We start from the raw sequence: 22,487 nt of genomic DNA, 5'->3' as shown, positions 1-22,487 counted from the left end.
CTCTTCAAAATCCTCGCATGACAAACCGGCCCGCTTGCCTATGCTCTGCCGCGTGAGCTACCAGGTTTTTGCCAGAAAATATCGCCCGAAGACATTCAACGACGTCCTCGGACAGGACCATGTCGTCCGTACATTGAGAAACGCCATCGAGCAAAAGCGCCTTGCACACGCCTACCTATTCGTAGGCCCGCGCGGCACCGGCAAGACCTCCACAGCACGTATCCTCGCAAAAGCCCTTAACTGCAAAGATGGCCCCAAGGTCGACTTCGATCCGGAAGAAGACGTCTGCCGGGAAATCGCGGAAGGCCGCTCACTCGACGTTCTGGAGATCGATGGTGCCTCCAACAACGGGGTGGAACAGGTCCGTGACCTCAGGGAATCCGTCAAATACGCCCCATCCCGCGGCCAGTTCAAGATCTACTATATCGATGAGGTCCATATGCTCTCGAATGCGGCATTCAATGCCCTACTCAAGACCCTCGAGGAACCTCCGGAGCATGTGAAATTTATCTTCGCCACCACCGAAGTTCAGAAAATTCTACCTACCATCCTTTCACGCTGCCAGCGTTTCGATCTCCGCCCGATCCCCACCCAGACCATCGCGGATCATCTTCGCCACATCGCCACAGAGGAGAAAATCTCTCTCGATGAAACTGCAGCCTGGGCAATCGCGAAAGGTGCCGACGGCGGAATGCGTGACGCGCAATCCATGCTGGACCAGCTTGTTGCCTTCTGCGGAGAAACCATCACCGAGGAAAACGTCCTCGATGTTTTCGGCTTCACCTCCCGTGAAAAAGTAGCCGATCTCACTTCAAAACTCCTCTCCAGAGAAACACCCGCGGCCCTAAAGCTCATACAGGCGGAATCGGAAAGCGGGCGGGAGCTCTCGCAACTCCTTGGCGAGCTCGTAGGCTGCCTCCGCGGCATCCTCATCGCCAAGCTAGATCCCTCAGCCGATGGAGAAGGCATCCCGGCAGACCTCTGGCTCAAACTTGTAAAGGACGGCGATCAATACCCGCCCGAGCGAATCCTCTCCGCCATCGATATCTTCGCTGAAACGGAGAACCGCATGAAATGGGCCACCAACAAGCGCCTCCATTTCGAGCTAGGAATCATCAAGGCCATACAATCCCTCTCCGAAGTACGCATCACCGATGTGATCAAAATCCTCGCAAAAGGTGCAGACCACCTGCCTACCTCGACCTCCATCCAAGCCCCGGCTGAAGCTCCAGCCCCGCCGGCGGCAGAAGCTGCACCAGCAGTAGCCCAGCCGGATCCGGAACCCGTAGTGGCAGCAGTAGAGGAAACTCCCGCACCCGCACCCGTTCAGGAACTCCCGCCAGCTCCTGCCCCGGCCCCAGTTCAAGCCCAAGTCGAATCCACCCCACCACCTTCATCCCAGAGAAACAAACCATCGGATGGCCTCTCCGCCCTCGATGATCTCATCGCCAATGCTCCCGACGAGGAGCCGGAACCCCTCCCGACGCCTCAGGCGAAGCAGGAGTCAGCTCCTGAGCCGGAGCCGGAGAAGCTAGACGAGAAAGTGGACGAAGACACATTCTACCAAGACCCTCTCATCCAAGCAGCTCTGGAGAAATTCCAGGCAAAAGTCCTTTCCAAATAACCAACAGAAAATCGCCTTATGAACATGCAGAAATTGATGAAGCAGGCCCAGCAGATGCAAGCCGGCCTCGCTAAGAAACAAGAAGAACTCGCATCCCGCGAAGTGGAAGTCTCCGTTGGCGGAGACAAAGTCAAAGTCCGCGCAACCTGCGCAGGGGACGTCCTCGAAATCAAAATCGATCCAGCAGTGGTAGATCCAGAAGATACGGAATTCCTCGAAGGCCTGGTCCTCAAAGGCGTGCAGGAAGCCATAACCAAAGGGAAAACCCAAGCGGAAGAGGAAATGAAGAAACTCACAGGCGGTCTCGGCGGCCTCCCCGGTATGGGAATGTAACTCTTCCGGAACTCCTTCAAAATCCCATCCATGTCGAATCTACGCCGAGCCACTGGATGGGCCTTTGTAATAGCCTCGCTGTTGACTCACATCATCACCGTTTGGTGCTATGCAAAGCAGCCTGACTCTCTCGCAGCCTTTACCGTCCTGCCTTTCTGGTTCTGGGGCGGCATAGGTCTTTTGCTCTCCGTTTTCGCGTTCTGCTTTCTAAGGGCGCCACTCTCGCTGATCATAACCGCCGTTTGGGCGATCACCCTTTCGGTGGCTATGGATGAGGCGAAAGGCCTCTCAAATTTCACCCACCCGAAGATCACAGCAGAGCGGGGCCCAACCGATGACGGGGCCACCACCCTCCGGGTAGCCACCATTAATTGCGCGCTTTTCAGATTCGGCGATCCCGCGGCGGCCCTCAAGGAGTGGGATCCTGATATCGTTCTCCTTCAGGAGACACTCCCGCACCGTGTGAAACAAATTTCAGAAATGCTCTATGGAGGAAATGGTGACTACCGCGCGTATCTCTCCAACGGTATCGTCACACGCCACGAGATCACCAGGGAAGTGCGCAACCCCTTGATGCGCAACCAACAAGCAACAATCCGACTCCGGAACGGTCGAGAGATCGAGATTGTAAATCTCCACCTCGCGACTGCTGCCATAGACATGCGCCTGTGGAGTAGCGAAAGCCGCCGCGCACATGTGGCAAACCGAAAAATCCGCCGCCGTGAGCTTTCAGTGGTCCTTCAGGTTCTGGAGCAAACCAGCTCATTTCCCACTACTCCGACCATCTTGGGGGGCGATTTCAATGCTGGGGCCACGGATGTCGTGCACCGTCAGCTTATCCGCGATTTTGAAGATTCCTTTGGAAAAGTTGGTCGTGGATGGGGAGACACGTTTCACCGCCGCTTTCCGATTTTGCGTATCGATCACATCTACGCCACCCGCCAGTTCCAGCCAATCAGCTCCGGCGTCGTGGTTTCCAAAGACACCGATCACCGCATCGTCGTCTCGGACTTCATCCTCCGGGACTAGATCGGCCTACGCCTGAACCAGCGCCTGATCGAAATCTTTCCATACCGGATCGATATTCTGCGCACGCAGCATATCCGCGATCTGTGCGGGACTCCGGGTATCGTGAATCTGGAATTGTTCAGTGGCTTTCGCGTTCGGATCCTTTCCCTCGATTTCAACCCTCCGGCCTTTGACCGTAAGATGAAGATCATCGGATCCCGCTCCTGTGTAGCCACCCGGTTCAGTTCGAGCTCCCGCTGACATATGGGTGATACCCAACGAAGCCATGGAATCCCGGAGAATCGCCGGTTCCCGAGTGGAGAGCACGATTCCCACCTGTGGAAATGCGATACGGAAGGCCGTCACTAATCTAAGCAACGCAGCATCAGGCAGGTAGCGTGTCGGATCCGGCGCATACTGGTAGTTTCCCGCGTAGGGACGCATCCTCGGAAAGGCCACAGAGAACTGTGCCTTCCAACAATGCTTGTAGAGATATTCCAGATGCGCGGCGAGCGAGAGCGCCTCGTGCCGCCAATCCGCCAGCCCAAACAATGCGCCGATCCCAATCCTGCGGAAACCTCCCATATACGCGCGCTCCGGGCAATCCAGCCTCCAGTTGAACTTCCTCTTTGGCCCTGCAGTGTGCAGTTTTTCATAGGTCTCTCGGTGGTAGGTTTCCTGATAAACGATCAATCCCTCCGCACCGTGTTCTACGATTTCCGTGTATTGATCATCCTCCATCGGGCCAACTTCCAGAGCTAAAGTCGGAAAAAGCGGAATCAACGCATCCAGGCATTTTTGCAAATAGCCTTCGGATACGAATTTCGGATGCTCACCGGCTACCAGCAGCAAATTTCTGAAGCCCTGATCATAGAGATATTTCCCCTCCGTCACCACTTGGTCTACGGTGAGTGTCGTTCGTAGAATCGCTGAATCACGTGAAAAACCACAATAGGAGCAATTGTTTACGCACTCGTTGGAGACATACAGCGGCGCAAACAGCCGCATGGTTTTGCCAAAATTTTGACGGGTTAACTGCTGACTTTTCACTGCGAGACTTTCCAAGGAAACATCCTCGTCAAGCATCGCCAGAAACCTACGCATCAGAGGCGTATGGTTCTTCATCAGCTCGGGATACACTTCGGAAAACGACATGGCGGGAACTTGAATCATCCTACGGCTATCGTCCAACCTTGTTCGATAGTCATTTCACTTTCCTGCCAGAACGGTAGGATCAGCAAATACCCCTGCTCCACCTTTGAATTTCCTAGCTCATCTCTATTTAGCCGAAAAATCCGAGGAATCCCTCGTTGGAAATCTACTGGGAGATTTCGTGAAGGGGCTCCCGGATCGTCTGGTAGGTCAATATCCGACTGGCATCATCACCGGTATCCGCCAGCACAGGGCGATCGATTACTTCACGGATCTACACCCTACATTTCGCCAGGCACGGGAACTACTTTCTCCGGAACGCAGGAGGCTGGCCGGAATCATAGTGGACGTTTATTACGATTATTTCCTCTCTCAAAACTGGCCGGGCGGACAGAAGGCACGACGCGAATTCATCCAGTATTGCCATGATGTCCTCATCGCCCGTGAAGAGTGGCAGCCGCTGAATTTCAGAGAAATGCTCCCAAGGATGATTTCCGAAAGATGGCTCGACAGTTATTCCTCCATCGATGGCCTGGCTCTCACATTCCGCCGGGTATCCACGCGCGTCCCGATCACGGCGAAGGTCCTGGGAGCAGAGGATGAATTCCTCAAAAATCAGAAAGCTTTCGAGAAACTCTACTCAGAATTTTTTCCTCAGCTGGAGACCTTTTCGGAAAATTGGGTGGAATCCCAAACCACCTAGCCCTCCTTCGCTATTGCGCAAAGCCGCACCGCCAATAAAGATTCGCCCGTGGCAGTATTCCTGGCGATAGAAAGTTCATGTGACGAAACAGCGGTTGCGATCCTCCGGCAGGAAGCTGGCGGAAAGGCGGAGATCCTTGCCAGTGAGATAGCCTCGCAGATCGAGCAGCACAGGGAATATGGCGGAGTCGTGCCAGAACTTGCCTCTAGAAGCCACTCTCTTTGCCTCAATGAGCTGGTTCACAAATCACTCGAAACCGCGGAAATCGGAATTAGTGGGATCGATGTATTCGGCGCAACCATGGGGCCGGGCCTCGCCTCCTCACTCCTCGTGGGAAGCACAGCGGCAAAGGCAATGTCATGCGTTTCCGGAAAGCCTTTCGTTGCAGTCAACCACATGGAAGGCCATCTACTTTCCCCTTTCATCAATGAGGCAAAGATCCCGCCACACATCGCCCTGATTATTTCAGGCGGCCACACCCTACTCATGGACGTCCGCGGAGTTGGAGATTACCACCGCTTGGGAACCACCAAGGACGATGCAGCCGGGGAGGCCTTTGATAAGGTCGGGAAAATGCTCGGCCTTCCCTATCCGGGTGGTCCGGAAATTGAAAAAGCGGCAAAGAATGGAAATCCGAAGGCCTTCGATTTCCCCAGATCCATGCTGCACGATGGCACACACGACTTCTCATTCTCAGGGCTGAAAACAGCAGTCCTATACACCCTGCAGAAAAACAAATCCGCATCCGTCGCGGATGTGGCCGCTTCGTTCCAAATCGCTGTGATAGAGGTTCTTGTGGAGAAAACCATCCGCGCGGCAAAATCCACTGGTCGCGATCTCATCGCGCTTTCCGGAGGAGTCAGCCTGAACAAAGCCGTCCGGGAGGCGTTTCAAATCCGCTGCGAAAAGGAAGATATATGCCTCACAATGGCGGAAGGAGAGCTCTGCACGGATAACGCAGCCATGATCGGCTTCGCCGGACTATCCCGATTTCTGGCCGGAAAAACAGATTCATTGGATGGCGATATCGATCCGAATTTGACTTTGTAACCTAATTTGGCTGGCAGTCATAGGACCCAGCCCTCAGATTTCATCCAGATGAGATATAGAGTGCTAGTATTTGATTTCGATGGAACGATTGCCGATACCTTGGGCGAAACGAGAAATATCTTCAACGAAATCGCCCCAGAATACGGAATCCGGCAGGTCGAGGAGAGCGAAGTCCCATCTCTCCGCCACCTATCTCTGAAGGAAATCCTCAAAGAGCTGGAGATCCCGAAACGCCGTGTACCATCCATCATCGCCCGCGGCACCGGAATGATGCGCGCCAATATCGATCGGCTGCAACTCATCGAGGGAATGGCTTCCGCTCTCCAGGATCTCCGCCCCCATGCACAGTGCTTCGGCATCCTCACGTCAAACTCCGCAGCCAACGTGGATGTGTTTCTAAGAAACCACGGCATTAGGGATCTATTCGAGTTCGTCTCCTCTACCTCCAAGCTTACCGGCAAAGCACGTCACCTACGCGCGATCCGTAAAACCTTCTCTATCAAGCCGGAAGAAATGCTCTACATCGGAGATGAATTGCGTGATATGAAGGCAGCTCAAAAGGCGAATATTCCCCATGCCGCCGTGACCTGGGGTTTCAACTCCTACGAATCTCTCAAAGCGTCCAGGCCGACCCATCTTTTCAATAAGACCGATGAGTTTTCACAACTCATTTCCCACTAGAGTGGCGATTGACATATACCCCTGCAATTAGACAGGGTTTCACCATGTCAGAAGAGAATGAGGTGAAAATTGTCAAGGTCGTCGATTCGGTGGAGAAAACGCACACCGAGACCGCTGGGATAGCCCCCCCTGAAGGGCCGGTGGCCGAGGAAACCGCCTCCAGCACCCAGAAGAAATTCGAGGGCTTTACCCCACCTGTATTACTGCTCCTCTTTGCAGTCGTCATCCTTTTCGTGATTCTTGTTTTCTCTCTCATGAGCGGGAAATCGGGTAGTTTCAACAAAGCGATGACCATCGAAGATCCGTCCCTATCCGCGCTCAAAGCTGATATCGAAGCACGCCGGATGGATCTCAACCGCCAGCGGATGGAAAGTGGACTACCTCCAATGGAAGGCGGATCCGAGCCGATAGAAGACATCGCCGCCCGCCTGAGAAAAGACGCGGAAACCCTCGCATCCCTCTCGGAGCGCTTTCGGCTACTCCTCACTGAAAAAGACGCGCAGATCAACGAGGCTAGCGATGAGCTAACCAGATCCCAGCAAGTCCGCCAAAGCCTCTCAAACGAAATTTCCCAACTTCGCCAGGAATTCCAGAAGTCACTCGTAGCGGGTGCCGAGGTTTCCAACCTCAAGATGCAACTGGAGAGCGCAATCACCCAGCGCCAGGCAATGTCTGATGAGCTCCTCGCTCTCCGCCAGGAAATGGCCAATTCCCAGGGATCCGTAACCCAGGATCAGTATGACGATGTCCAACGCCTCCTACAGGAAGCCTCCAACGCCCGGGATTTCTTCGAGAACCGGGTAAAAGAGCTCGAAGCACAAATCGGCCAGGCTGAACTCTTCGCAAAGTCCGAAGATGAACTCCTACCGGCAGCGGTTCAGCTTTTCCGCAGTCTCCGTAAACTCGAGGGAATGAAAGACTCCGATCTCACCACCGAATACAGTAGGCTCGGCGTGGATCTCGGCGCAAACGTTCTTCACACGCTCTCTTTCGCCACCGGATCCAGCGACCTAACAGCGGAAGACAGTCAGCGTGTCCAGAGCGCAATCGATGAAATTCCTGATGGTGATCTAGCGCTCATCATTGGATATGCTTCGGTCACCGGTGACGCAACTGCCAACGAAAGGTTATCTTCGGACCGTGCGACCAAAGCAGCCGAGTTTTATTCGGGGATCAAACGGAACGAACAACTTGTTCAAGCCGTCTATCTGGGACAAACCGACCGCTTTAGCAGCCGTATCCCTGAAAGGAATCAGATCTGTGAGATCTGGAGGATCCGCCGGAAATAGAAACTTCCTACTTTTCAGTAGAACCGATCACTCTTCTTTCTTCCACCCGAGGCGGCTATCCGCCTCGGGTGTTTTCTTTTGGTGAGCTAGCCGACCGGATGCAGTTCTGTCGCGCAATTCACGGATAGGCCCCGTTGCCCACATGGCCATACTTCGCTATCCGCGATCATTAGGAACTAACTTGCTCCAAGGTTGCAGCTCTCTGTGCCGGACACAAAAATGGGAGCTCCAGCAATATGCCAGAGCTCCCAGTTCAGGGTAAATTGATGAAGATCAGTAAGAGCCTAATCGATCAGAAAGTCCTTTGGTTAATTGGCCTCGGCCGGGGCTGGTGGGATATCTCCCAGGTTTTCAGCTTCTTCCACATGCTCTTGCCCATGGTTCTCTCCTTCTTTCGCAGGGCCGTTGGGAAGCACTACGAAGCAGCTATACATGATTGCTGTCGGAATAAGCGCTCCCAGCAAGAGGAACAGAGGAGAAACGCCGCCTTTGAAGAACCGTGAGAGAATACTCTGACCCGCTGGGTTTGGAGCATTGGCAATGACAGTCAGACCACCACCGGTGACCGCACCTGCCACCACTGCATGTTTTGCAGAGATAGAAAGGCCGTCTACCTGGGAAGCCAGATAAGTGATGGCCGCATTGTCATTGAAGGCAGTGAGAACGGTCGAGCCGATCATAAGCGTCGCGTCATTGAGTGAGCGGATCACCGGGTCGATCCACCAGCCCTGAAGGCCGCCGTGAACGATCAGACCAGCAAGGAAGAAACCAACCAGAATCGGGCTTCTGAGGGAAACAGAATTCTGGTGATGTCTGGTCGACATGCGGAACGCGAGGAAGAACAGGAAGCCTCCCACGAAGAGCACAGGATAGTGCACCGTATAGACGGTCCAGCCTAGGAAAAGCAAGTGGATGAAGGTAATCCAAGCTGGAATATCATCCTCGCGCTCCTGCCAGGAAAGTCTCTGACCTGTCGCGTCTTCCCCTGTGAGTCCATTCGCAGTGAGTTGAGCGAGTTCTTTTCTGAAAAAGGCGAAATACGCACTTGTCGCGATCAAAATTCCCACCACGGCTTTCCAGCCAAAATGTTCAAGCATGAACGGGGTGCTCCAATCCCAGGGTCCGGCTACCATCAGAACCGGAGGCGCTGCAAAGTTTGTCAAAGTCCCGCCAACTGAGATGTTCACAAAGAGGAGGCCAATTGTAGCGTAGGCAAATCTCTTGGAAGGGCGGTTGCGATAGAATTTTTTAGCAAGGAGCATTGCTGCGATAGTCATCGCCGCAGGCTCGGTAATGAAGGAACCGAGAATCGGCGCCACAATCAAAACGCTCAGCCACCAGGCACCTACAGAACCTTTTCCAAGTCCTGCTGCCTTGGACATCAGGAATTCCGCGAAACGAAGAACAGGACGGCTCGCTGCGATCGCCATGATTACCGCTACGAACATCGGCTCCGTAAAGCTCCGGTCATCGTTGATATAGACCTTGAAATCAGTCCATGAATAAAAATATGCGGCTGCACCAGCCAGGGCGATTATCCAAAGACCGAAGATGGCCTCCACCTCTCCGAGGAAATGGAAAACAGTGGCTCCGAAGGATACCTCGTCTTCTCCGTCGGGATGTGCGTCATCCTTGGGTCCCCGGATCCGGAGCCTCTCGGCGTGCTCAACTTCGAGCTTGTGGGCGACTTTATTTAAAGGACCGGCTGCGAAGGTATGGATGATCGCCAAGAAGAAGATAATCGTGGCGGCAAGGTTGAAAGGAGACTTCTCCACCCTGGCCTTCAGCACATCAAGCAGACCGCCATCCACCTCCTCATAGCGCTCCATCGGAAGCGGGAGGTGAGAGTTTTGCACTGAGCCATCCTGCAGAATATAAGCCGGTTCCGATTCAGAGCTGGCCTTCAAATTTCCGAGAGGAACAATCAGTAGAATCGTCAGCAGTGCCCAATAGAGATTTTTCATATACGGGCCGAGGACATAGAGAACTTGGAGCCCAATCGCAAGGCGAACTTGAAAGTATCGGCCATGCTTTGGTTTGCATTTTCCTCTCTTCCCGTTATCCCTGCCTCACCGGAATATCTTCCGAAAAATAAATATGCTTTCAGATCTTACAATAATCAAAGCCGGCACTGGAGTGCTGACTAAAGTCTCGGACGGCACTGTCGACACGGCAGCTCTCGTTCATCTCGTCACCGCCATCTCGGAAGTCATCAACGCTGGACACCGATGCCTATTCGTATCTTCAGGGGCCGTGGGATGCGGTGTCTCTGCTCTTGGGTTGACCGAATACCCCAAGGATGTGGTAACCCGCCAAGCCTGCGCAGCCGTCGGACAAGCACGTTTGATCAGCACCTACACTTCCCTGTTCAAGAATTTCGACATCGCAGTCGCGCAGATCCTTCTCACGGCAGGAGCATTGAAAACCGAGAAACTCGCAGGATATATCAACAATACCCTCACTAGGCTGAACGTTGAGCCCCGCATTCTCCCTATCGTAAATGAAAACGATACCGTCGCCATCAGGGAGCTCAACTTCGGTGACAACGACATGCTCACAGCACGAGTCGCCACCTTGGTGAACGCAAAGCGGATCATCCTCCTCACAAGCGTTGACGGCCTACTCGACCCGGCAACAAACGAACTGATTACGAACGTTTCCGATATCGATAGCGTTTTCCAACATGTACGCGATGATAGGGGTAAATTCTCAATGGGTGGTATGGCTTCGAAACTGAAAGCTGTAAAATTTGCGGTAGAAGCCGGAATCGAGACACACATCGCCAACGGAAGACATCCGGAGCGCCTCGCGGACATCATCGCAGGCAAAGGCATTTCCACTAAATTCCCACCACAGCAGTAAACCACAATTTCCTATGTCAGAAGAGATCACACAAAAAATTCACCAAATGGGAGCGCAGGCACGCGCAGCTTCCTACAAGCTCTCACTTCTCTCCTCCGAGGAGAAGAACACCATTCTTGGAGCCATGGCTGATGGCATTCGCGCCAACTCGGAAGAAATTCTCAGCGAAAACCAAAAGGACCTTCAGAGTGGATCCACAAAAGGTCTGTCCTCAGCAATGCTCGATAGATTGCTCCTCGACGGCCCTCGCCTGGAAGCTATCGCCTCCGCTCTGGAGCATGTTGCTACGCTTCCCGATCCAGTAGGTCAGGTGCTGGATAATTGGAGTCGCCCCAACGGTATCCGCATCGAGCAAGTCCGCGTTCCTATCGGAACGATCGGCATTATTTACGAGAGCCGCCCAAACGTTACAGCAGACGCCGCCGGTCTGTGTTTTAAAACCGGTAACGCAACCATTCTTAGGGGCGGAAGCGAAGCAATTCACTCAAACCGGGCCATAGCCGCAGCGCTTCAGGAAGGCGGAGCAAAAGCAGGTCTACCGGAACATTCCATCCAGCTCATACCCTTCACGGACCGCGAGAGCGTAGCCGCCATGGCCGGAATGGACCAGTGGCTCGATCTAATCATACCAAGAGGAGGCAAGGGCCTGATCGAAACGGTCGTCTCGCTAGCGCGCATGCCCGTCATCAAGCACTATGACGGCATCTGCCACCTTTTCGTGGAAAAGTCTGCGGATCAGGAAATGGCCATCGAAATCGCCGTAAATTCAAAAACTCACAAACCAGGCGTCTGCAATGCGCTTGAGACACTACTGATTGAAAAATCAATTGCCTCGGAATTTCTGCCAAAGGTCGTGAAAACCCTCAGGGAAAACTCCGTCGAACTTCGTGGGTGTGAAACATCACGTAGTATTGTCTCTGATCTTATTCCTGCTACCCAGGAAGACTGGAGCACCGAGTATCTTGAAAAAATTCTCAGTATAAAGATTGTCGATGACCTCACGGAAGCAGTTGCGCATATCAATACATATGGCTCACACCATACCGATTGCATCGTCACATCCGTTGAATCCCAGGCAGAAAAATTTCTCCATTCTGTTGATTCCGCGTGCGTAATGCACAACGTTTCCACCCGATTTGCAGATGGCGGAGAATTTGGCTTCGGAGCAGAAATTGGCATTTCCACAGACAAACTCCACGCACGTGGACCAATGGGCCTGAGAGAGCTTACCAGTTACCAATATAGAATCCGTGGAAACGGGCAGACTAAGGCCTGAGATATCAGCAGTTAGTTACGCAAACCGCTGTTCCAGAACCTCTTTGCGGTAACCAAAGATTTTCTCCAGTTTTGGTTTCACAAAAACGGGATTGGCCCACTCACCGAAGGGCCAGAGAGGCAACGCATAATGAACTAGATCCTTCATCATAACTCCACCTTCGACCTGCTCGAATGTGTGGAGGTGGTGCCAGAACTTATACGGTCCAAAACGTTGCTCATCCACGAAGGACACCCCCTCTTTAACAGTTTTGATTTCGGTAACCCAAGGCACCCAGATATAGGGAGCGATCATCACCTGATATTCGATGATTTGACCTTCATACATCTTGTCTCCAGGCTGATAAACAATTCGGAATCCTAATTCCTTGGGTGTTATCTCATTGAGATTCCTCGGACTTGAAAAAAAACTCCAAGCTTCGGAAAGTTGTATGGGAAGAAATTGCGATTGTTCTAAAGTATGAACCATTGTGTGGCACTTTGGAACTGATTCAGGAGAAATCTATCAAGATTATTTCCCAAGATTTATTCCGCTACGGAAAGTCCTCTACCCCGTTCTTCCTCAGCCAATGCTTAAAATGGGCATCCTTCATCTTTCGATCCAGTTCTCCTACATCCCCGTTTAACATTTCTATGTCCTCAACCGGACTCCGTCCGAGCTTCACCTTGAGCTCCAAACGTTCATCACCACGTAATACCAGCAAGCTCACTTCAACGGCAGGAGACATTTCACCGATTCTCGTTCTAAAATCCTCCATTGCCCCTTGCACCTTCCAGCCACCTCCGTTGACCTTAGCAATAATATCTCCGTTCTTGAGACCAGCCTCTTCGGCGGGAGTAGACTTCAGGACCGTGACAACCAGAACCGCGTAGGAATTTCTCACCCCGTCTAGTTCAGGTAACTCCACCTCTTCCATCCTGATTCCAAGATAACCTTTCCCGCCTGCAACAAGGTAGTCTCTGTCACTTAACTCCCTAAGCACCTCGAACGCTCTATGACTCACTTCTGGGTCATCGCTCTGTCTGACAAAGGCCGCGAGAGAAGTAATTGATAAATCTCCTGAAGCTAGGGCCCATTTTAATAATGCCTTCTGGGCAACCTCTCGGTCCTCGAATTGCTCCGACTCAAGACCATGGGTGATCTTCAGGGGAATTTCCTTCGCCTCTATTTCAGGAAAGAAACAAACGAGCAAAAGAACTGAGAAAGCAGATCTCCTTATTCGTCCCGAAATGGCTGATATTCCGGACATTGGGAAATGAAAAACTTATTGCCCCAACCAGTTCTTCTGAGGAATCTCAAGCGTATCATTCGGCCTCAACGGCACCCTCATGAACTGGGGATTCGTAAGGTCATAGGTCAAAGTCTTTCCATCCCGGTAGAGCTTTACTCGTTTCAAACTTCCGAACTCACTAGCGCCTCCGGCAGCTTGAACCGCCTGATAGATAGTAAGATTTTTCTGGAAATTCACAGGACCAGGTCTGCGGATTTGCCCACCTACGTGAACCATCTGCACAACTACGTTTCCGCCCTCAGCAGTGGATACCACCTGAATTGTTGGACTCGTATATATCTGCGCTGATTTGTAAGCATTCTGGATGGATGATGCCAAATTTTCCGGCCGCATACCTGCAGCTCTGATCACTCCTATGAACGGTAGATTTACAGTTCCGCTTTGCGAGACAGGATATAGTGCATCAATCTTTCCTTTCTCCTCGGCTGGCACACCCATTATCGAAATCTGGACGGAGGTTCCTGCCTCAATCTGTCCTAGAACGGGTGAAATGATACCCAGCAGGAGTAGACCGAAGATTGAGAGTATTTTAATGTTCATATAAACAGTAGGGTTTGTGTTAATAGAGATCTTCTTCTTTGGAAGCGGCAGCAACAGTAGGTTTGTCTTGTGAACTTGTTTTACCATTACCGATCGGAGGTCCGATCTGGGATTCTGCCGGTGCATAATACGTATAGTAGCTTGTGTAATACTGATACTGGCTGTCGCTTCGGACATCAACGTTGTTGAGAACAACGCCAATAACGTGACCACCCACGTTCTCTACAGCCTGTTTCACACGCATGAGCATGTTTCTAGGCAGTTTCCGGTGCTGAACCACAATCATCGTAAGGTCGACTTCACTTGCGAGAACAGAAGCATCACTCACACCTAGGATTGGGGGACTATCCACCAGTACGAGATCAAAGCGTTGCTTAACATCTTGAATGAGCTCAGACATGCGACGGGAGTTGAGGATACCAGCAGCGTCTGCCGGCAGTATACCCGACGGCATAAAGAATAGATTATCTACCGGAGTCTGAAGAATCACATCCTCAAGCATCAGCTCAGTAGTAAGGAAATTCGTGAGTCCAACCGAGTTATTGATGTCAAAGAAGGTATGAAGACGGGGACGGCGCAGGTCAGCGTCAATCATCAGTGTAGTGTAGCCACCCTGAGCGCAGATGTAGGCCAAGTTTACCAGCGTGGTTGATTTACCTTCGCCTGCACCACCCGAAACGACGGTAATTGCGTTGTCCTCTGGGTTTTTCCGGTTGAACTCGATATTCGTTCTGAGAATTCGGTAGGCTTCAGCATCCGGGCTCATTCCATTCTGCTTATGAAGAACTCCCACATCCTTGGGAATCACGGCCAAAACAGGAACCTGCAGATAACGCTCGACATCTTCCAAGCTCTTCACAGAAGTATCGAGATATTCGAGGAAGAAAGCGATACCTACTCCGAACACTAAGCCAACCACTGCCCCAAGAACGAGGTTAAGGGTTACGTTTGGACTGACAGGTGTATCGGAAATAACCGGATCATCGTGAACTACAATAGATTCAGGCGTGATCTCTTCGTTCATCTGCTCACTGATCAACTTCAGTCTGAGTTGATCAAGCAGAGCCTGGGCTGTCTCAAATTCACGCTTCGCATCCACGTAGTCCTGAATGTCGATACTCTTTTCAAGAGCTTCTTCTTTCTGCTCATCCTTACGGATTTCGGACTTTTCTAGGCGCTCTTTCGACATCTCCAATTGAGCTTGAAGCCTCGTTCTCAAGTTAATTACGCCCTCATTGAGGTCATTCTTCATCGAGTCCAAGACACGAACATTTGTGACGATAGTCGGATGCCTATTTCCCAAGCCACTCGCCTTCATTCCGTCGATCTGCCTCTTAAGCTCAAGATACTGCGGATACAGAGTTTTAATGATATTGTCAGGGAGGTCCAAACCCGAGGCATAAATTAGCAACTGTTCCGAATTGAATTTCAGTAGCCCTTGGATCTGTGTTTCGAGTTGAACCTTATCCTGTTCAAGTTCGGTATAATGCCTGAGCGCGAAATCACGCTCCACGTCCTCATCCAAACCATTGCTCCCACCCATAGAACTGTCATAATAGGGAAGGTTTTTCGTCCTACTGATGGTAGTCAGAATTTTTCGTTTCTCTTCGACCTTATCTTCTTGTTCGCGAACAGTTTTCTTAAGTTCGTTAATTCCCTTTTCTAGCGACTTGTCCTCAAGTTCTGTTCGGTAGTCCTTGTATGCCCTCGCAACTTCAGCCGTCACGTCCCTGGCGTCCTCTTTGTTCGTATGCCTGACACGAATAGAAATCAGGTCGGTCCCCCGGATGTTCTGGGTATCGACAATACTCTTCAAAATATTAAATGCCTTCTCCTTGTCGACCCCCCACTTATTTACCAAGTCCAGATTTTCAACAACTCTCATCAACGAGTTTCTACTTTTGATCTTTTCAAACTCAGTCCCAAAAAACTGAGCAGTCATGGAAGTCCCGGCTCCGCCACCCATCACATTCCCTAGAGGCTGAACCGAACGATCGCGAGGTTTCACTTCAATGGTTGCATTGCTCTCGAATTTTTTTGGCATCACGTAGGTAATTACGGACGCGGTCATGAAGACAAGGAGCAGTGTCAATAGGATGATACCATAGCGATTCTTGATCACCTGCCAGTAGTCTACTGCATGTAACGATGCCTCGTTTTGTTGGACGTTTGGGTTCATCTGAATGAAATAAATCTAAAGCTAGAGAGTATTAGAAAAAAAGGCTCCCGCAATGTTAAACACTGCGGGAGCCAAAAATTGCAACTTCAATGAGATCCGTTAAAACTCAGCATTCAAGCCGACGGTGATTCTGTTACGGTCGTAGTCACGACCAGGATTATCAGAATCTGAATTAGTGAAGTTGTAGGAGAAGCTGCCGTAGAGCGTATCGGTGATCTTAACAGACGTTCCGATGTAAGCATTCACGAGCGTTTCATCCGCATCCGCAACAGTTCCGAAAGGTGCATCCACGAAGCGTCCATCTTCATAAGAGGTGTTGATTACATTCACACCACCAAAGAGCGAAAGTGCTTGGGAAATTTGATACTCACCGGTAACTCCGATGCGAAGTGTCATACGATTCTCAAACTGATAAGCTGGAGCACCGAATACTGTATCGTAGTCCTCTGCGCCATAGCGAAGGAATCCGCTCAGGCTAAACTGCTGATTAACACGTGTGTTGAGGGCAATTTGCACGTAAGGATTAGCCGAAGAGTCCCCGTTTACCGAATCAACTTCACGAATTTGAGCGCCTGCCTCCACGATCAAGACCGTAGAAGGAGAGAAGCTATGCTCGAATCCACCCAAGATGTAGTGGTTTGTCGAATCAGAAGCAGCCTGTTCCCCTTGTGTTTGGGAATAGCGATAGGACGCAGTAGCTACAGTTTGCGGTGAAATCTGATAGCGGAACTGGTTGTATAGAGTCCATGTAAGTCGATCAGCATTATCTACATCATCGTAACTTAGCCCTTCAACTTGGAAACCTGTATAGGTGCCGAATCTCTCAGTCCAACGAAAGCCCAGAGCATTGTCTGTTTGGTAGTAAAGATACTCTCCAAGTTGCCGTGTTGTAGCGAAGCCGTAAGAATAGTCAGGCTCCAACTCATATGAGACGAAGTTCCTGCTAACTAGTCTAAGGCGCTCTGAAAAACGATGAGTTAAATTAACACCAAGCTTTGCCTGTGTATACAAATCTTCGGAGCTAGCGCCCGCTGGCTCGTCGAAGTAATAAACTACTCCAAGTCTAGCGTAAACATCCCAAGTTGTCTGCGGAGTAACACTCACGAAAGAGAGACCAACATATGGATTCAGAGACATTGTCTCATCGCCATCTGTAGCACCACCCGGGGACGTATTGTCGTCATAGGTAGCGCTCACACCAACAGTCCAAGAGAGAGGAATAGTCTCTTCTGTATCATTAGGAACGTAGTATAAACCTTTGGAGTAAGCCGCTGAAACTGCTGCTGCGGACAACAGCAAGGTAGTAAGTCTGGTATTCATTATCAATGGGGTGGTGAACGGGGTTTTTAAAATTGTGCAATTATGGATTTGGATTCGTAACTACTTCAGGCTCCTGATTTGGACTACCTGCAAACTCGCCAGTATTGTTACCACCGCCAAGGTTTGCCGCCGATGGCAAATTGAGAACCTCAGATGGGAACTCAACATCCTGAACAGGAAGCGCGATCGCAACATCAAAGTTACCAGGAGCAACCTTACCGGCAGCTGCAATGATTTCGGCACGAGCACCAGGCGCAGCCACAAATGCAGCCCTTGCGATTACATTGATTTGACCCGGAGCAATAGTTCCAGCCACCTCAACAATCTGACCAACAAGCTCGTTACTAGCGTTCGATGCAGCAATTGCGGCCGCAGCAATCTCACCAGCGCAATCTTCATTCTCTGAAACAGCTTGAGATACGATAGTAAGGACCGACTCTCTACTGGAGGAAACTTGTGATCCGACTGCAGCCTTCACATCATCGCATGGTCGCTGTTCTTGAGCACTCAAAGAAGCCGCTCCCAGCAGCATGATTGTAATAAGAGGTTTGATCGTCTTTTTCATAAGTTTAGGCTGGTTTTTAAAAAATTTGGAGCGGGCAGCGGGAATCGAACCCGCATGTCTAACTTGGAAGGATAGCGCTTTACCACTAAGCTATGCCCGCTAATTTCGAAACCCACTATGTGTACTTAGCAATTTGCCGCAAGACTTTTTTTGACCAATCTAACAACCGGCGACGCTTTATTGGAAAGCACTAGGAATCACTTGGCTCAAGAAACTCAATTTCTTCAAAGACCACCATTTCTCGGTAGAAATTTTGCGTTTATCAGGAATTTCTTTTCGATATTCTCGGACAGCTTTCGCACCCCGAATGTCTCCGTCGCATAGTGACCGGCGTAAATAGTGTTCAACCCGCACTCCTCGGCTTCAATGTATGTCCAGTGGGAGCCTTCCCCCGTGACAAAGAGATCCATTCCGAGCTCTGCAATGTCCCGAACAGCAGAACCTGCACCGCCGGTAATTACAGCAACGTTTTCAATTACTTCAGCGCCTGACCGGCAAACTACCGGAGCTCTGCCTAATAGCTGTTCAAGATTTATACAAAAGTCTGTAAGACTCCCACTCCACTTCCCGGAAATGCCACCAGGACTACCTTTTTTTCCTAAAATTGGCTGCAAACCCGTGAGTCCCATCGCCCTTGCTAAAAGCACATTATTCCCGATTTCCGGGTGAATATCCAAAGGCAGATGTGAAGAATATATCGCCAGATCCGCATCCATCGCGAGCTTCAGCTTCTTGTAGAACGGCCCGTCAATCATTTGGATTCCCTGCCAGAACAATCCGTGATGAACGATCAACAGACTATTCGGGAAACGGGAGGCCTCTTCAATTACTGCCAAGGAAGCATCCACAGCAGCAAAAACTCGGTCGACCCTTCCGCTATTGGATAACTGCAGTCCATTGTGAGCTCCCGCAAAATCAGTGATCTCGGTGGTCCTTAATTCACAATCCAGATACGAAACTATCTCCCTCAGATCAGCCATTCCCAAGTCTAGTCGGACCTACTCCAAATGACAACATTCTCTGCAGTTTCTGCCGGCAGGCCATCGATGAATGCTTGAAGATCGCTCGCTATCTGGCTTTCCCAGTAAATTTCTTCACCTCTCCATGGGATCGATAGTTTTGCCGCATGAAGCGCCTGCCTGGGTAAAAATAGTATTTCCCCAAGCTCTTTCGACCAGCCTGTTTCCATCCATTTCAAATATTCGGCACCGTCTCCGGAATACAGTTTATCTCCGACGATCGGGTGCCCGGCGTAGGCGAGATGCACTCTAATTTGATGCATTCTCCCTGTTTTAGGGAAACACCTTACTACGGAATACTTTTCCGTAGCCATGGAGAAACGCTTTTCCACGAGGAATCCAGTCTCACAGTCCTTACCACTCCCATCCACCACTTGTTTCACCCAGATATCGGTTTTACCCAAATCACCTGCACGGCAAATTCTACCGTCCGATAACCATTCATCTTCGCTTGGCCAGCCATGAATGATCGCGAGGTATTCCTTCTTTACCTCCCTGCGCTCAAACATCATTCCTAATTCCCTGGCTGCCGCAGTATGCTTTGCCACCAGAACTACACCACTTGTCTCCCGGTCCAGTCGCGTAATGATCCCCAAAGTCGCACCGTTCTCAACCTCATAGGATAGCAGGCTCTCCAAACCTCCAAGCAACGTTGGTTCAGGCTTATTATTGGCTGGATGTACGATCAAAGGCGCTGGCTTATCGACGACGATCCAGTCCTCGGTCTCATCAATCACCTGGAAATCAACAACAACCTGTAAACTCATGAGACAACGAAATCACTCTCTTCAAACCCAAAAAAAATACGCCGGAAGATCGTTTGAAAACGAACTTCCGGCGTTGATCAAGAAATACACGCCCTATTAGACGCAATGGGGCAAAACCCACCACTCACTAGGACTTGTAGCGGAGACGCTTTTTATGGCGGTTCTGCTTCATACGCTTCTTGCGCTTGTGCTTGTTGATCTTTGTTTTACGGCGTTTCTTAATAGAGCCCATGGTTATTTATGGTGTTGTGGTTCAGGTTAAATTTGTTACGGGACCAGCTTGTTGAGTGGATACTCAATGATCCCTTCCGCTCCGAGAGCTTTGAGGTCGGGTATAATGTCACGGACTAGGATCTCGTCAATAACCGTTTCAACAGCCACCCATCCTCCTTCGGATAGCTTGGAAACAGTAGGCCTCCTAAGCGATGGCAATCTTTCCAAAAGAAGCGGAAGTTGCCCCTCCGGCAGATTCATTTTCAAACCGACCTTGTCCCTAGCGCAAATTGCGGACTTAAGAAGTATTGCAATCTTATCCATCTTCTCCTTTTTCCAAGGATCCTTGGCTGCCGCAGCACTGGAGTAGAAATGGGGAAAAGATGTCAGAATCGTATCCACGATTCTCAGCCTGTTCGCCTTGATGGAAGCTCCGGTTTCCGTCACGTCGACAATCGCATCTACGAGATCCGGAACCTTCACCTCAGTGGCTCCCCATGAGAATTCAATCTCAGCCTTGATACCAAGACCATCCAGATATCTCTGGGTGATACCCACACCTTCGGTGGCTATCCTTTTACCCTCGAGGTCTTGTGGAGTTTTGATCGGGGAATCCTCTGGCACAACAAGGACCCACTTCGTAGGTCTTACCGTCGCACGGGAGTATGGCAACTCAGCCAGATCTACCAACTCGCTACCACCCTCTGAAGCCCAGTCAAGGCCGGTGATTCCGCAGTCAATAAAGCCTTGCCCAAGATACCGTCCAATTTCCTGGGCTCTGATCAGATAAATATCCAGCTCAGGATCGTCCGAATTAGGTCTCAGACCTCTGGAAGAAACGTAGATTTGGTATCCAGCTTTCTTGAAAAGCTCGATCGTAGGCTCTTGGAGGCTGCCTTTCGGAATAGCGATTTTCAGTGATTTGGACATAAGGATAGAAAAAAGCCTGCACTCACAGGGGGCGCGTGTTTTACCCACGAAACGCTCCTAATCAAGCCAAGTTTCATAAAATTTACCTATTCACCCCCAAAATTTACCTTCAGTTCGAACAAATCCCGCCTCCGATCCATTAAAGGTGTTACTGATCCTGCCTCTCGGGAGCGATACAAATCTCTGATATCCAGGTCGGTCACCAGCATTGTTTCCACGTTTGGATCCGCTTCCGCCTGAATACCATCACGGGCGAATTCGAAGTCTGACGGAGTATAAACCGCTGCTCGGCCGTAATGAATATCCATCGCCGGCACATCTGGCAAATTCCCCACCACTCCACTCGTCACTACGTAGATCTGGTTCTCGATCGCACGCGCTGCCGCACATTTTGTTACCCGCAGATATCCCTGTCTGTTATCCGTGCAATACGGCACAAATAGTATCTCCACTCCCTGTTCAGCCAGATAGCGGGCAGCTTCTGGAAATTCCACATCGTAGCAGATCAAAATCCCGACCTTGGCCTTCGGAGTCTGAACAACCAGCAACTCATTACCCCCTGAAATTCCCCACCAGGTCTTCTCACTTGGAGTGATATGCAACTTGGGCTGTGAGACGAATGTTCCGTCCGGATGAAACAGCATAGCCTCATTCTGGACCCGCCCATCGGCTTGGATCACCGGATGTGATCCCGCAATCAAATACAAGCCCTGCTCTTTCGCCAAAGTAGACATGAGATCCCGAAACATCGGCGTCAATTCGGCCAATTTCCGGATACCCTCCCTCGAGGAAAACGGTTCCATCGCAGAAAGCAACTGGACCGAGAAAAACTCAGGGAAAAGCACATAATCCACACCGTAGTCCTCCCCCGCAGTTTCCACGAAATACCTTACCTGTGCCGCAAATTCATCGAAGTCCGCTATCTTGCGCATCTGATACTGCACGCAAGCCACCCTCACCTTTCTATCCTCTCCTTCGGAACGTTGGTAATCAGGGTTCAGCCACTCAATCAGAGTCGCATAATTCATGCTCCTTGGATCGCGAATATAATTGGGCATCACATCCCTGACCACGAAGCCCTCTTTAAGCTGGAACCCCATAACAATATCCTTCACCAGCCCATCCTGCACCGCATGTACATACTCCTCCGGAGTATATTGGTCCTTGTAATTTTCATAATTCCACAAACGTCCACCCGCCAGAATCCTCCGCAGGTTCAACCTCTTGCATAGCTCCCGGCGGATCTCGTAAAGAACGGCACCAATCCCCTGCCCCCGCTCGCCCGGATCCACATAGATTTCCGCTCCATAGAGGGTATCTCCCTCCGGATCATGGTTGAAAAAATATCCGTCATCCGTAATCCCGTAATAACTATGATGCCGCAATGGATCCCTTCCCAGGGAAACGATCAAACTGGATGACACACCGACAATTTTCCCCAGTTTCGTAATTAGCACCTGCCCGTCCTCGAACATTTGCAAATGAGACTCCAGTTGATCCTCCCGCCATGCTCCATCTTCCTCTAAAATTGCAGGAAAACAGCTTTTGTGTAACTCGATCATCTCCGCGAAATCCTCTACCTGTGGAGTCCGCGCCACATAATTTACCCCGTTGATCTCAAATTCACGCTCTTCCATATAGGCGCAATCTCTTCTTACGTATCCCAATGTAAAGAAAAACAGAGG

At 50.8% G+C, this 22,487-nt stretch carries 22 protein-coding genes and 1 tRNA gene; 9 read left to right on the top strand and 14 right to left on the bottom strand.

Features of this window, described 5'->3' with window-relative positions; translation table 11 throughout:
- The first annotated feature begins 40 nt into the window (after nucleotides 1-40).
- The 3 genes from dnaX to AAGA79_RS01860 are packed head-to-tail and all read left to right on the top strand — an operon-like array spanning nucleotide 41 to nucleotide 2,986.
- Nucleotides 41-1,624 carry a DNA polymerase III subunit gamma/tau gene (dnaX, locus tag AAGA79_RS01870; protein WP_411827083.1) on the top strand — a complete coding sequence of 528 codons (1,584 nt, stop codon included), beginning with the start codon at nucleotides 41-43 and terminating at the stop codon, nucleotides 1,622-1,624.
- A gap of 18 nt (nucleotides 1,625-1,642) precedes the next feature.
- Nucleotides 1,643-1,957 carry a YbaB/EbfC family nucleoid-associated protein gene (locus tag AAGA79_RS01865; RefSeq protein WP_411827082.1) on the top strand — a complete coding sequence of 105 codons (315 nt, stop codon included), beginning with the start codon at nucleotides 1,643-1,645 and terminating at the stop codon, nucleotides 1,955-1,957.
- Between the two features lie 30 nt (nucleotides 1,958-1,987).
- Nucleotides 1,988-2,986 (top strand): endonuclease/exonuclease/phosphatase family protein, encoded by a 999-nt coding sequence (locus tag AAGA79_RS01860; RefSeq protein ID WP_411827081.1) that lies wholly within the window; start codon nucleotides 1,988-1,990, stop codon nucleotides 2,984-2,986.
- Nucleotides 2,987-2,992: 6 nt separating this feature from the next.
- Here AAGA79_RS01860 and thiH read toward each other — a convergent pair whose 3' ends face one another.
- Nucleotides 2,993-4,120, bottom strand: coding sequence for a 2-iminoacetate synthase ThiH (gene thiH, locus AAGA79_RS01855; protein WP_411827080.1), 1,128 nt, complete (start codon nucleotides 4,118-4,120; stop codon nucleotides 2,993-2,995).
- A gap of 103 nt (nucleotides 4,121-4,223) precedes the next feature.
- Between thiH and AAGA79_RS01850 the strand changes: the two genes are divergently transcribed.
- From AAGA79_RS01850 to AAGA79_RS01835, 4 genes are read left to right on the top strand one after another with little or no spacing between them, the layout of a single operon-like run.
- Nucleotides 4,224-4,820 (top strand): ACP phosphodiesterase, encoded by a 597-nt coding sequence (locus AAGA79_RS01850; RefSeq protein WP_411827079.1) that lies wholly within the window; start codon nucleotides 4,224-4,226, stop codon nucleotides 4,818-4,820.
- Nucleotides 4,821-4,868: 48 nt separating this feature from the next.
- Nucleotides 4,869-5,870 carry a tRNA (adenosine(37)-N6)-threonylcarbamoyltransferase complex transferase subunit TsaD gene (tsaD, locus tag AAGA79_RS01845; RefSeq protein ID WP_411827078.1) on the top strand — a complete coding sequence of 334 codons (1,002 nt, stop codon included), beginning with the start codon at nucleotides 4,869-4,871 and terminating at the stop codon, nucleotides 5,868-5,870.
- 48 nt (nucleotides 5,871-5,918) lie between these two features.
- Nucleotides 5,919-6,551, top strand: coding sequence for an HAD-IA family hydrolase (locus AAGA79_RS01840; RefSeq protein WP_411827077.1), 633 nt, complete (start codon nucleotides 5,919-5,921; stop codon nucleotides 6,549-6,551).
- A gap of 44 nt (nucleotides 6,552-6,595) precedes the next feature.
- Nucleotides 6,596-7,840: a hypothetical protein gene (locus AAGA79_RS01835; RefSeq protein ID WP_411827076.1), complete on the top strand. Its 1,245-nt coding sequence runs from the start codon at nucleotides 6,596-6,598 to the stop codon at nucleotides 7,838-7,840.
- A 308-nt stretch (nucleotides 7,841-8,148) separates the two neighbouring features.
- On the opposite strand, the gene AAGA79_RS01830 is transcribed toward AAGA79_RS01835, so the two are convergent.
- A complete protein-coding gene (locus AAGA79_RS01830; protein ID WP_411827075.1) occupies nucleotides 8,149-9,804 on the bottom strand; it encodes a putative Na+/H+ antiporter in 1,656 nt (551 codons plus the stop codon).
- A 133-nt stretch (nucleotides 9,805-9,937) separates the two neighbouring features.
- On the opposite strand from AAGA79_RS01830, the gene proB reads away from it, so the two are divergent.
- Both proB and AAGA79_RS01820 read left to right on the top strand, forming a co-directional pair.
- Nucleotides 9,938-10,702 carry a glutamate 5-kinase gene (gene proB, locus AAGA79_RS01825; RefSeq protein WP_411827074.1) on the top strand — a complete coding sequence of 255 codons (765 nt, stop codon included), beginning with the start codon at nucleotides 9,938-9,940 and terminating at the stop codon, nucleotides 10,700-10,702.
- Between the two features lie 13 nt (nucleotides 10,703-10,715).
- Nucleotides 10,716-11,978 (top strand): glutamate-5-semialdehyde dehydrogenase, encoded by a 1,263-nt coding sequence (locus AAGA79_RS01820; RefSeq protein WP_411827073.1) that lies wholly within the window; start codon nucleotides 10,716-10,718, stop codon nucleotides 11,976-11,978.
- Nucleotides 11,979-11,993: 15 nt separating this feature from the next.
- Here AAGA79_RS01820 and AAGA79_RS01815 read toward each other — a convergent pair whose 3' ends face one another.
- The 12 genes from AAGA79_RS01815 to AAGA79_RS01760 form a co-directional block, all read right to left on the bottom strand.
- Nucleotides 11,994-12,305, bottom strand: coding sequence for an SRPBCC family protein (locus AAGA79_RS01815; protein ID WP_411827072.1), 312 nt, complete (start codon nucleotides 12,303-12,305; stop codon nucleotides 11,994-11,996).
- 205 nt (nucleotides 12,306-12,510) lie between these two features.
- A complete protein-coding gene (locus AAGA79_RS01810; RefSeq protein ID WP_411827071.1) occupies nucleotides 12,511-13,227 on the bottom strand; it encodes a PDZ domain-containing protein in 717 nt (238 codons plus the stop codon).
- A gap of 15 nt (nucleotides 13,228-13,242) precedes the next feature.
- Entirely contained in the window at nucleotides 13,243-13,809 is a 567-nt protein-coding gene (locus AAGA79_RS01805) for a polysaccharide biosynthesis/export family protein (protein WP_411827070.1), read from the bottom strand.
- A gap of 19 nt (nucleotides 13,810-13,828) precedes the next feature.
- A complete protein-coding gene (locus AAGA79_RS01800) occupies nucleotides 13,829-15,988 on the bottom strand; it encodes a GumC family protein (RefSeq protein ID WP_411827069.1) in 2,160 nt (719 codons plus the stop codon).
- A 99-nt stretch (nucleotides 15,989-16,087) separates the two neighbouring features.
- Complete coding sequence (locus AAGA79_RS01795; RefSeq protein WP_411827068.1) at nucleotides 16,088-17,308, bottom strand: hypothetical protein; 1,221 nt, start codon at nucleotides 17,306-17,308, stop codon at nucleotides 16,088-16,090.
- Between the two features lie 40 nt (nucleotides 17,309-17,348).
- Nucleotides 17,349-17,873, bottom strand: coding sequence for a hypothetical protein (locus tag AAGA79_RS01790; protein ID WP_411827067.1), 525 nt, complete (start codon nucleotides 17,871-17,873; stop codon nucleotides 17,349-17,351).
- Nucleotides 17,874-17,899: 26 nt separating this feature from the next.
- Nucleotides 17,900-17,973 (bottom strand) — tRNA-Gly (locus AAGA79_RS01785).
- Between the two features lie 124 nt (nucleotides 17,974-18,097).
- A complete protein-coding gene (locus AAGA79_RS01780) occupies nucleotides 18,098-18,853 on the bottom strand; it encodes a Nif3-like dinuclear metal center hexameric protein (RefSeq protein WP_411827066.1) in 756 nt (251 codons plus the stop codon).
- An 8-nt stretch (nucleotides 18,854-18,861) separates the two neighbouring features.
- Nucleotides 18,862-19,659: an RluA family pseudouridine synthase gene (locus AAGA79_RS01775; RefSeq protein ID WP_411827065.1), complete on the bottom strand. Its 798-nt coding sequence runs from the start codon at nucleotides 19,657-19,659 to the stop codon at nucleotides 18,862-18,864.
- A gap of 127 nt (nucleotides 19,660-19,786) precedes the next feature.
- Nucleotides 19,787-19,891 carry an AURKAIP1/COX24 domain-containing protein gene (locus AAGA79_RS01770; RefSeq protein WP_200267957.1) on the bottom strand — a complete coding sequence of 35 codons (105 nt, stop codon included), beginning with the start codon at nucleotides 19,889-19,891 and terminating at the stop codon, nucleotides 19,787-19,789.
- A gap of 35 nt (nucleotides 19,892-19,926) precedes the next feature.
- Nucleotides 19,927-20,802 carry an ATP phosphoribosyltransferase gene (hisG, locus tag AAGA79_RS01765; protein ID WP_411827064.1) on the bottom strand — a complete coding sequence of 292 codons (876 nt, stop codon included), beginning with the start codon at nucleotides 20,800-20,802 and terminating at the stop codon, nucleotides 19,927-19,929.
- An 86-nt stretch (nucleotides 20,803-20,888) separates the two neighbouring features.
- Complete coding sequence (locus tag AAGA79_RS01760) at nucleotides 20,889-22,439, bottom strand: GNAT family N-acetyltransferase (RefSeq protein ID WP_411827063.1); 1,551 nt, start codon at nucleotides 22,437-22,439, stop codon at nucleotides 20,889-20,891.
- Nucleotides 22,440-22,487 lie beyond the last annotated feature (48 nt).

Source organism: Luteolibacter sp. AS25 (genome assembly GCF_046736275.1).
Taxonomy (GTDB): domain Bacteria; phylum Verrucomicrobiota; class Verrucomicrobiia; order Verrucomicrobiales; family Akkermansiaceae; genus Luteolibacter.
The sequence above is the reverse complement of the archived record's forward strand: the minus strand, read 5'-3'. Positions and strand labels throughout refer to the sequence as shown.

Bases quoted from the DNA above. Each gene is read 5' to 3' on its own strand.
- AAGA79_RS01790 (WP_411827067.1), bottom strand. From the start codon at position 17,873: ATGAAAAAGACGATCAAACCTCTTATTACAATCATGCTGCTGGGAGCG.
- AAGA79_RS01830 (WP_411827075.1), bottom strand. From the start codon at position 9,804: ATGAAAAATCTCTATTGGGCACTGCTGACGATTCTACTGATTGTTCCT.
- AAGA79_RS01840 (WP_411827077.1), top strand. From the start codon at position 5,919: ATGAGATATAGAGTGCTAGTATTTGATTTCGATGGAACGATTGCCGAT.
- thiH (WP_411827080.1), bottom strand. From the start codon at position 4,120: ATGTCGTTTTCCGAAGTGTATCCCGAGCTGATGAAGAACCATACGCCT.
- proB (WP_411827074.1), top strand. From the start codon at position 9,938: ATGCTTTCAGATCTTACAATAATCAAAGCCGGCACTGGAGTGCTGACT.
- AAGA79_RS01815 (WP_411827072.1), bottom strand. From the start codon at position 12,305: ATGTATGAAGGTCAAATCATCGAATATCAGGTGATGATCGCTCCCTAT.
- AAGA79_RS01805 (WP_411827070.1), bottom strand. From the start codon at position 13,809: ATGAACATTAAAATACTCTCAATCTTCGGTCTACTCCTGCTGGGTATC.
- dnaX (WP_411827083.1), top strand. From the start codon at position 41: ATGCTCTGCCGCGTGAGCTACCAGGTTTTTGCCAGAAAATATCGCCCG.
- AAGA79_RS01860 (WP_411827081.1), top strand. From the start codon at position 1,988: ATGTCGAATCTACGCCGAGCCACTGGATGGGCCTTTGTAATAGCCTCG.
- AAGA79_RS01775 (WP_411827065.1), bottom strand. From the start codon at position 19,659: ATGAGTTTACAGGTTGTTGTTGATTTCCAGGTGATTGATGAGACCGAG.
- AAGA79_RS01795 (WP_411827068.1), bottom strand. From the start codon at position 17,308: ATGAATACCAGACTTACTACCTTGCTGTTGTCCGCAGCAGCAGTTTCA.
- AAGA79_RS01760 (WP_411827063.1), bottom strand. From the start codon at position 22,439: ATGGAAGAGCGTGAATTTGAGATCAACGGGGTAAATTATGTGGCGCGG.
- AAGA79_RS01770 (WP_200267957.1), bottom strand. From the start codon at position 19,891: ATGGGCTCTATTAAGAAACGCCGTAAAACAAAGATCAACAAGCACAAG.
- AAGA79_RS01835 (WP_411827076.1), top strand. From the start codon at position 6,596: ATGTCAGAAGAGAATGAGGTGAAAATTGTCAAGGTCGTCGATTCGGTG.
- AAGA79_RS01780 (WP_411827066.1), bottom strand. From the start codon at position 18,853: ATGGCTGATCTGAGGGAGATAGTTTCGTATCTGGATTGTGAATTAAGG.
- AAGA79_RS01810 (WP_411827071.1), bottom strand. From the start codon at position 13,227: ATGTCCGGAATATCAGCCATTTCGGGACGAATAAGGAGATCTGCTTTC.
- AAGA79_RS01820 (WP_411827073.1), top strand. From the start codon at position 10,716: ATGTCAGAAGAGATCACACAAAAAATTCACCAAATGGGAGCGCAGGCA.
- hisG (WP_411827064.1), bottom strand. From the start codon at position 20,802: ATGTCCAAATCACTGAAAATCGCTATTCCGAAAGGCAGCCTCCAAGAG.
- AAGA79_RS01865 (WP_411827082.1), top strand. From the start codon at position 1,643: ATGAACATGCAGAAATTGATGAAGCAGGCCCAGCAGATGCAAGCCGGC.
- AAGA79_RS01800 (WP_411827069.1), bottom strand. From the start codon at position 15,988: ATGAACCCAAACGTCCAACAAAACGAGGCATCGTTACATGCAGTAGAC.